Consider the following 1096-nt stretch of genomic DNA (forward strand, 5'->3'; position numbering starts at 1 on the left):
AGTGATTCCTGGTCCATCAGCTTGAGGCAGGCAAAATTTGACTTGCCCTTAACCGGCATGAGAAATTTCAGGTCCTTGGAGTACTGGTCCTGTAATTGCTTGGAAGCAGTTACTATAAACGAGCCACCAAAATATCTTGCAAGAGTTGCAGCAATAAGCGATTTTCCAACTCCAGTTGGTGCAGATAAAATAATTGTCTTGTAACCTGACTTGATCTTTTCTTCTATTCCTTGCAAGATCTCTTTTTGTATTTCTCTTGGTTTGTATCCCTCTGGAAAGTGTTCAAGTATAGTCATTTGATTCTGGATGATTTATCATTCAAAAGCTACGTTACTTAATTCCTTGTGTTGATTTCTGATGTATTCAAGGTGATAACATGTTATATTTTTAATTAAAATTTTTTAAATTGATAATTACAAAAATGTGTTTATTCAGTCGCGACTTTGATCAATTCAGAAATTTGCTTGCCTTTTTTCTGCGAGAGTCCAGATATTCCGCCAGTCAAACTTTCTGTTGCAATACCTTTCTTTCCAAAAACTTGAACAGCATTAAGTGAAGTGAATCCTGCCATGCACACAAGAAGTGATTTGTGAGATCCTTCTAGAGCTTTGTTCAAATCGTCAGGAATTTGTTGTGCCATTAACAATCGTTCCACCTCTCTTGCCTTTGGTACAATTATCTTGCTCTTGTCAATGCCAAGAGTTTTTGCAAGTAGCTCTATTCCTTCCTCACGCGGAGTATACTGTGGGTGTATCCAGATTACCTTGTCATAGTCGCCTACGCTTGAGACAGCTTCTTCTAGTGAAACCTCACTACGACTCTCTTTCTTTGCCATCGATTCCAAATTCTTTTTGTATTTTTGGATTCCATCAGCAACTATAACAACAAAATTTTCTCCAGCGCCGCCAAAATTTGCCATCTGCATTACTGCATATAGCGCAAGTGCGCTGCTCTCGCCCATGTCATGGCCTTTATCTACAAAGAATTTCAGCAAACGCTTTGCCTGTACAAAGTCTACTTCGTGCTGTCCTGCATATTGCTGTGGTTCGTAAAACTTGAGTCCTTCAGCCTTGCTCTTTGTCCTAATTCCTGCAAC

1 protein-coding gene and 1 pseudogene are annotated in these 1096 nt (G+C 39.3%); both read right to left on the reverse strand.

What is annotated here, in order from left to right; translation table 11 throughout:
- A partial coding sequence (locus DYY66_RS05525) for a DEAD/DEAH box helicase family protein (RefSeq protein ID WP_166286917.1) occupies positions 1-296 on the reverse strand: 296 nt, incomplete at its 3' end.
- Between the two features lie 131 nt (positions 297-427).
- Positions 428-1096: pseudogene (locus tag DYY66_RS05530) on the reverse strand (cysteine synthase); the annotation flags it as partial.

This window comes from Candidatus Nitrosotalea sp. FS (assembly GCF_011319475.1).
In the GTDB taxonomy this organism is placed as follows: Archaea; Thermoproteota; Nitrososphaeria; order Nitrososphaerales; family Nitrosopumilaceae; genus Nitrosotalea.